This is a genomic window from Fusicatenibacter sp., from assembly GCF_977045365.1.
The window spans coordinates 148,777-156,303 of record NZ_CDRRUH010000001.1 but is presented as its reverse complement, the minus strand read 5'-3'; the positions used below and the strand labels follow the sequence as shown (position 1 = coordinate 156,303).

Here is a 7,527-nt window from a genome sequence, read left to right as displayed (position 1 = left end):
CTGACGGGTGGAAAACTGAATATTTCCAAAGGCATGATAAGCAGACTAAACCGGGAGTTTGCTTTAAAAACTGAGCCTGAACGCAGGTCTGCCTATGTAGATATGCTGCTTTCCCCTGTTATGTATACGGATTGTACAAATGCCAGGGAAAACGGAAAGAGCTGTCAGGTATATGTCTGTGCAACACCGGACGGAAAAGCCCTGTACTTTGCCCGCGAGAAAAAGGGACACGAAGGAGTAAAGGGTACGGTTACAGAATACTATCAGGGGATCCTTGTCCATGACCATGATATTACCTTTTATAATTATGGAGCAGATCATCAGGAATGCCTTGCCCATGTACTGCGGTATCTGAAAGCCAGCATGGAGAATGAACCAGACCGTACCTGGAATAAAAAAATGCATGCACTGGTGCAGGAAATGGTCCACTTCCGAAATGGATGCCGGCAGCCACACGGACCAGATACGGAAATAGTCTCCGGATTCGAAAAACGATGCCGTGAGATACTGGAAACTGCCCAGAAAGAATATGAAGACATTCCGGCAAATGATTATTATAAAGACGGGTACAATTTATTCCTGAGAATGGAGAAATACATGCACAACCATCTGTTGTTCCTGCATGATATCCGGGTACCTGCCACGAATAATGAAGCCGAAAGGCTTCTAAGGAATTATAAGCGGAACCGACAGCCTCTTTCCTATAAAGTAAAAAATAGGGACACCCGCTTTTAACAAGTATCCCTATAATCTATCAATTATCTGATAGCTCTCTATTCATTTTCATATTCAGAATTCTTTGTGTTCCCCGTACCGAGGTCTAATGCAACAACAACGGTTACTTTCTTCACAAGGCTCTTTTCTTTGTGATTTTCGCCTATTTTTTTGAAACTGAAAAACTCCACAAAGTGCGTAAATTCAAAGATTTCTACATATTCTTCCTTTGTAGCAACACTACAGTCTCGACAGTTGTTTCAGTTTCCAAGGGAAGTTCTTTCACTTCCTCGCCATCAACAGGCACAGGGAAGTTGAACACAATCTTTCTTATCCAGCTTCCGTCTTTCCTTTTCTCCGGGAACATCTCAATTCGCTCGATAAAGGCTTTCATAAACTCTTTCTGTTCCGCTTCTGTTGCGGAATGGTAGACTTCATCAAATGCCAGTAAGAGCCGATAGATATTGTTACCGGAGATTTTCTCCTGCTGAATGCTGCGGATTTGACCTTGCAATTCGCCAATCTGAACTTCGATATCCTCTATTGTATCATACTGCTCATCATAGCGGCGCTGCAAGTCCAAAATCTTTCTGTCATAGTGGGCATCGTTGATGTCCAAGGTGTCCATCTGACGCTCCAAGCGGCTTTTCGTTCCAAAGGCTTGCTTCAACTGTCCTTGCAGGACGGCGATCTGCTTTTCCATATCCTCTGTATCAACAGCCGAGCCGATTTTCGCCTGAATCGCTTCTACAAACCGGGGATTGTTGACCATAGCGGATATAATCTTAGCCACAAACTTGTTGATCTCCGTCTGCTCGATATTCAGTCGGAAGCTGCACTCATGTCCGGTAGGTGTTACCGTGTTTTTGCAGTAGTAATAATACCTCGTTTTCTTGTCCTTGCTGTGAGCCCTGGCGATATTGCCGTACATACTCTTTCCGCAGCATGGGCATTTCAGAATGCCGGACAGGATGTGTGCATGATCTGGATTGTTGACCTTTTCCCGCTTAAAGGAATTGATCTTACGCTTTTCCTGTGCCAGATACCAATCTTCTTCCGAAATGATGGCTTCGTGCTGTCCCTCATAAATCGGGAACTCCGACTGCTCAACTACGTGCATCTCATTTCTTGTGCCTTGCTTCTTTTCCGTCCTGCGTCTGCCATAGGCGATCTTTCCCATGTAAACGGGATTGTCCAATACATCCTGCACGAAGTTCCTTGAAAATCCGGGAATGGTATTGTTCTGCCGCAGTTTCTTGATAAAGCCGTTGCGGTTCAGATATTTAGCAACCCCGGCAACGCCCTCGTTGGTGTGAATGTAGCGGTCATAAATGACACGGATTACTTCCACTTCATCCTCCGCAATGACCAAATCTCCGTTTTCCAGTTTGTAGCCATAAGGAGCGAAACCACCGTTCCACTTGCCCTCACGAGCCTTTTGCTCACGTCCTGCCATTGTCTGGGTGCGGATATTCTCTCGCTCTATTTCTGCCACCGCAGACAGCACGGAAATCATCAGCTTTCCGGCATCCTTTGAACTGTCGATGCCATCCTCCACGCAGATCAGATTGACACCGAAATCCTGCATGAGCTGCAAAGAGTTCAGAACATCCGCCGCATTTCTGCCGAATCGGGACAGCTTAAAGACCAGCACATAGGAAACGCCGTCCTTGCAGTCCTGGATGTCATTCAGCATCCGTTGGAAGTCCTGCCGCCCTTGGATATTCTTTCCGGAAAATCCCTCGTCAGAATACTCCCCGGCAATAACCATATCTTCGTATGCCGCATACTTCCTCAGCTTGTCACGCTGGGCATCCAAGCTGTACCCGTCAACCTGCATAGAGGTGGACACTCTTGTATAAATATAGCATTTAAGTTGTTTCTTTTTCAGAATCTCCACCTCCCTCATTCATTTCCTTTACCATAAGTCCCTCGTTGCGGATATAATACTCCAAAAGCCACAGCACATAATCCGGTGCATGGCGGTTGTCCAATTCCCACTCGGTCATAGTCCGGTAAGGGATATGGACGAGCTTGCAAAAATCTTTCCGGTTCAGTCCTGTGCTTTCCCGCAACTTGATAATTCTGTTCTTACAATCCATCTGTCTTTTCTCCATAAAAAACAAAAATACACGTTGCGTAATCATTATAGCATAGCCGCAGTGAATACGCAACGTGTAAATTGTAAATTTTTACGCAGCCTTATTCGTCAAAGGCTGTGCTTGATTACTTTCCTTGGAATGCTCCACTTTCTGAGGGGCATCCTGTTCCAATTTATCCAAAACCTGATGTCCATATTTCTGGAGCATCTGGCTCATAACATCCACACAGCGGACAAATGCCGCATTATATTTTGCATCCTCATAATATTTCTTCAATAGGCAGTTACCTCCATCAAATTTCCATGTCCTGTCCACGCTTACGGGCAGGTGCTTTGTGTTCCTGTGTTTCCTTTCCTCTGGCGAGGATGGAATTGATAAAAGCCCGAACCTTTTCGGATGCAATTTCCAGTGCATCCAGGAAAGGCTGGGCTTTTTGCTTCAACTCTTGATATTTTTTATTCGCTTCTTCACATCGCTGCTTCCAAATGGATGCAGACTTTTGAGCAGATTCCAGTTTCCCTTTCAATCGCTCATTCTCTGCATGAAAGAGAATGCCGTTGGTGGCATAGCGTTTCAACGTGTCGCATTCATCCGGTGTCAGCGTGATATTGTTTCCGAACGTGGCTTTCTTGCCCATCGCTTCAATATCCTGCACCGTAAGTGCAATGGCCTTTGCTGCCTTGGTTTCCTTTTGCAGAGCTTCCAGTTTCTTTTTCTGCTTTTCCGTAGCAGCTTTAGCATCCTCCAAACTCTGTTCTGCCTGTGCCACCTGTCCTGTCACAGCTTCCAAACGCTGCTGTTCCGCCTGCACCTTAAACTGTGTCACCGTCAGATGTTCCTCGGTGCTGCCACGCTCTCCACGCTCCACATCGGTATATCCGGCAGCACGCATGAAATTAAAAAAGTCATCCTGCAACACGCTGTAGGATGACCTTAAAATCTTTTTTCCTTTTTCATTGAGCTTGGGATTTCCGTCCTCGTCAAGCACCGGTTTGGAGTCCCATTTCTTACTTCGGCTGACTTGTGTGATCGTTTCCTTTACCGTTCCCCGGAGAGCTTCATCCTTACATCGCTTCGACCAAAGGATCTGCTTTTCCACTACCGGAATATAAACCACATGGAGGTGATAGTGGTACACATCCTCGCCAAGAGCTTCGGACATTGCCCGGTTGTGCTCATCGGCGTGCATCACAGCAGAGAGGATATACTGCTCACCGCCTACGATCTCCACGGCGGCTTTATAGGCATCAGCATAAAACTGTTTTGCAAATTCATAGCCGCCGTGGTTGTAGAAATAAGCGGAGTTCACATCAAAAACCAACTCGCCGTATTTGATGGCATCCGGTTTCAGACCTCTGGTGGAGATCACGCCATCCTGTTCCATTTGCTCAAACATTTTCACATAATCATCGGTGGGAGTCTTGAAGTGAACATTCAGCGGAGTGCGTTCCGGCACAATGTCTTGATTGCTGTAACTGTCCTTTTCTCGCTCATTGTGTTCCTGTATTTTTGCCACATCGTCCGGTGTCGGTAAGTCCTGATTCCGGGCTACGGTGCGGTCTATTCCATCATTTCTTGCCATAGATTTTTTGTCCTTTCCTTAAAATTTGCAGACAGCGGGGAGCTGCGGAGAGGCACTTTTTCAAAGTGTAATAACCCACTATAACACTTTCATCCATACTGGCTGCAAAGTGCCGTGGGCTCTCCGAGGGCTCTCCCGAGGGGGAGTGCGGTTGCTGCGGCAACCTCTGCTGACCAATGCGAAAATGTCTGCAACTTTTCCCATGGTCAGCCCGTCTGCATGAAGCTGTTCCGGTGAACTTCTCTTTGCAGACGGCGGCAGCGAAAAGCGTATCTTTCACTGCCATCCATAGACAGCACTGCGGTGTGCCTATGGGGACGGGAACTACGAGGGGATGTTGCCGGGGCATCACTTCTCCCGTCTTTGCTGCCATACGATGTCGTATCCCAGCACATCGGCAAGCTCCAATACTTCCTTGTATCGGATGCTTTCCCGCTGTAATTTTGCGGACAGGTTGGAAACGCTGTCGCTCCAACCGTACTCGTCCGAGAGCAGGTCAACTACTTCCTGCATAGTCATTCCGGCACGGATGATCTGTGCCTTGATTTCGTTGCGTACATTCATATTGTAAATTCCTCCATATTTTTGATTTACAATTCGGTGCAAAGGCTACTCCCCAAAGCGGAGCAGATGCACCGAACAGTGAAAAATCTGCTTTCTCCAAAATCGCTTTCATTTTGTGAGTGCGATACTCTGTCCATACAGGCATATATCCCACTTTGCTGTTCCGTGGGATTTTGTCTGAAACAGTGAAAACACCCATTGTTTCGTAAACTGGGTGCATGGTTTGGAGAAGCACGATTTGGTGAAATGGTTTCGTCCTGCGGTCAAGAACTTTGCTGTTTCCATTACCATTGATTTTCAATGCCCGAAAACAGGTCAGTTCTGACAGCTGATTATTCCTATAAAAAAGGAAAACAGGTAAAACGCTGTGTACATACATACAGAAAACGAAAGACAGGAATCAGTCCTTCCATTCCTCCGGTACGTACGTACATGGCGAAACGTCGTAAAACCCGTTTATATTAGGTCGTGCCACAGCTTCCACACCCATAAATCCCCATACCCGCCGTCCGGCTGAGTTGGTGATGTTGTTGCAATGCTCCAAATTAAATTTCTTTGCATTGGCAACCATGGCATCGCTGAAGCTGCGGGATTTCAGAGGGGCAAGGGAGTTTTCCTCACACCACAGGCGATAGATAGCGTAAAAGTCCTTGGAACTGATGGACGCATCCGCCTTGCGCCGGATATATCCCTCGGAATCCATGAAGTCAAAAATGTTGTTATTGTCACGCTTGACCGCTTCCCGGTTTTCACGGATGCGGTCGCTCTCCGTAAACTTAAAGTTGTTGGCAACAAGCCGCTGCAAGCCTTCAAATGCCCAGAGGAAAATCCCCTCGGCTTCGGCTTTCATCTTCTCTGCAAGATCGGGATCGTCGGCTCTGTCCACGGGCTTTTCCTTGGTAGTCAGCACAAGCTGTCTACGGTAAAAACCATCGCTACGGTCATACAGGGCTTGCAGATCGCCATTGCTGAATGCCATCAACCGGGCGAACATCCAGCCCTGATAGCTCTGTTTACCTTTGCGTTCCAAATCCATCTTGCCCTGTGCGGTTACAATGGATTTTACATAGTTGGTCTGGCGCAGAGCTTCCATCCGCATATCATCATCCACGCACAGCAGGATGTGTTCCAGATCGGCACGGGCGAAGCGGTTTTCGGAAATTTTACCGATACTGCCGTCTTTCATATTCGTGCCGAATATGGTGGACAGCACCGCACCGATTTGAGATTTGCCCTCGCCGCCGTTGCCCTTAATTACCATCATGCGCTGTCCCTTATTGGAGGGAATCAGGCAGTAGCCGATAAATTCCTGCAAGGTGGGAATATCTTCTTCATAGAGCAAACCGTCCAAAAAGTTCAGCCACAGGGCAGGTGCAGCAGCGTTTGGATTGTAGGAAACAGGCAAGCGGCTCTGTACAATTTCCTTTTTCCCCTCGATAAATCTCCCATCCAGCATGAGCGTTCCGTTGGCAACATGGATGCGGTCAGGCTGCGGCGGAAGATCCTCAACCATTGCTTCCAGTTTCAGCAATTCCATGATGTTTTTGATCTTCTGCGGTACGCTGCTGATGGTGTAGCTTTTCAGCTTTTCGTAGACCTCGCCCCGCAGGAAAATATCATCCGTCACCCGTCCATTGGGCGTAAAGAAAGCCCTGTTTGCAAAGATGATTCTGCGCTCCTGCAGAAATTCTTCACAAAACAGAGCTTCGTTGATGTTCTGCCCGTCAAACCAGACAGGCAAATTCATATCAGGCGTTTTCCGGTTCTTCGCCATGGTGCGCCACCTCCTTTTTCTTTCGTGCGGTGTACTCTTGCAGAAAAGCAATTTTGCCGTCCTGCATCAGTTTGTCCACCAGTGCAACCCGTTCTTCCAGATCACCCACCGTCAGCACATCTGCCATATATTCGATATGGCAGTGCATCTGGCAGGCTTCCACAAAACGGTCATCCAGAGCATCTTCCGGTGTCTTGGGTGCATATCGTACTTTCCAATCTTCCAGCAGATGCAGATAATCCGTCAGCACCCGGAAACACAGCATTTCATCCTCCCGGAACTGACGGATATAGGGACGCTTTGGCTTGACAATAGCTACGTCAGTGGGCGGTTTCGGGTCAAGCCCGAAGTCCGCAGCCAGCTTTTGTGCTGCTTCATAACTACTCAGATCGAACAGCCTTGCCACAAGGTCAATTACATCTCCCTTGGCTCCGCAGCCGAAGCAGAAGAAATAGTCCTCGTTCAGCCTCAAGCTCGGATGCCTGTCATTGTGGAACGGGCAGCAAGCCATACCGCTGCGGTTGACTTTCAGCCCGTAGTGTTCGGCGGCTTGCTTCACGCTGATCGCCGCCTTGATGTTTTCATAGATTGTCATAGAAAAACCTCCGTTCATAATAGTCTGGAAAGCACGAAGCACCCGCCGTGATTGGCAGGTGTTTCGCCCTTTCTACTATGGTTATGACGGATTTTTCAAAAAGCAGGCTAATGACAGGACAACCCCGTTTCAAAAAACAGGACAACTTTTTGGAGGATGTAGATTTCTTCACATTTGCATGGTATAATTAGAAAAA

8 protein-coding genes are annotated in these 7,527 nt (G+C 47.5%); 1 reads left to right on the top strand and 7 read right to left on the bottom strand.

The features are described from left to right. Positions 1–735 (top strand): IS66 family transposase (locus ACY2VW_RS00790; protein WP_461876664.1); only part of this gene is annotated, 735 nt, incomplete at its 5' end. 193 nt (positions 736–928) lie between these two features. Here the strand turns inward: ACY2VW_RS00790 and ACY2VW_RS00785 are convergent. The 7 genes from ACY2VW_RS00785 to ACY2VW_RS00755 form a co-directional block, all read right to left on the bottom strand. Beyond that, complete coding sequence (locus tag ACY2VW_RS00785) at positions 929–2,605, bottom strand: recombinase family protein (protein ID WP_461876670.1); 1,677 nt, start codon at positions 2,603–2,605, stop codon at positions 929–931. Further along, positions 2,586–2,816: a helix-turn-helix domain-containing protein gene (locus ACY2VW_RS00780; RefSeq protein WP_055303625.1), complete on the bottom strand. Its 231-nt coding sequence runs from the start codon at positions 2,814–2,816 to the stop codon at positions 2,586–2,588. The genes ACY2VW_RS00785 and ACY2VW_RS00780 overlap by 20 nt, the downstream gene beginning before the upstream one ends. A gap of 90 nt (positions 2,817–2,906) precedes the next feature. Next, positions 2,907–3,092, bottom strand: coding sequence for a hypothetical protein (locus tag ACY2VW_RS00775; RefSeq protein ID WP_055303624.1), 186 nt, complete (start codon positions 3,090–3,092; stop codon positions 2,907–2,909). A 16-nt stretch (positions 3,093–3,108) separates the two neighbouring features. Further along, positions 3,109–4,398, bottom strand: coding sequence for a plasmid recombination protein (locus ACY2VW_RS00770; RefSeq protein ID WP_055303623.1), 1,290 nt, complete (start codon positions 4,396–4,398; stop codon positions 3,109–3,111). Positions 4,399–4,746: 348 nt separating this feature from the next. Continuing rightward, positions 4,747–4,962: a hypothetical protein gene (locus tag ACY2VW_RS00765; protein WP_031473406.1), complete on the bottom strand. Its 216-nt coding sequence runs from the start codon at positions 4,960–4,962 to the stop codon at positions 4,747–4,749. 400 nt (positions 4,963–5,362) lie between these two features. Further along, a complete protein-coding gene (locus ACY2VW_RS00760) occupies positions 5,363–6,736 on the bottom strand; it encodes a DNA primase family protein (protein ID WP_461876663.1) in 1,374 nt (457 codons plus the stop codon). Continuing rightward, positions 6,711–7,331, bottom strand: a complete 621-nt coding sequence (locus tag ACY2VW_RS00755) for a CHC2 zinc finger domain-containing protein (RefSeq protein WP_461876662.1) — start codon at positions 7,329–7,331, stop codon at positions 6,711–6,713. Before ACY2VW_RS00755 ends, ACY2VW_RS00760 begins: the two co-directional genes overlap by 26 nt. Between the last annotated feature and the right edge of the window lie 196 nt (positions 7,332–7,527).

Excerpts from the sequence above, each read along its gene's own strand:
- ACY2VW_RS00780 (WP_055303625.1), bottom strand. The coding sequence starts at position 2,816 with ATGGATTGTAAGAACAGAATTATCAAGTTGCGGGAAAGCACAGGACTG.
- ACY2VW_RS00770 (WP_055303623.1), bottom strand. The coding sequence starts at position 4,398 with ATGGCAAGAAATGATGGAATAGACCGCACCGTAGCCCGGAATCAGGAC.
- ACY2VW_RS00765 (WP_031473406.1), bottom strand. The coding sequence starts at position 4,962 with ATGAATGTACGCAACGAAATCAAGGCACAGATCATCCGTGCCGGAATG.
- ACY2VW_RS00760 (WP_461876663.1), bottom strand. The coding sequence starts at position 6,736 with ATGGCGAAGAACCGGAAAACGCCTGATATGAATTTGCCTGTCTGGTTT.
- ACY2VW_RS00755 (WP_461876662.1), bottom strand. The coding sequence starts at position 7,331 with ATGACAATCTATGAAAACATCAAGGCGGCGATCAGCGTGAAGCAAGCC.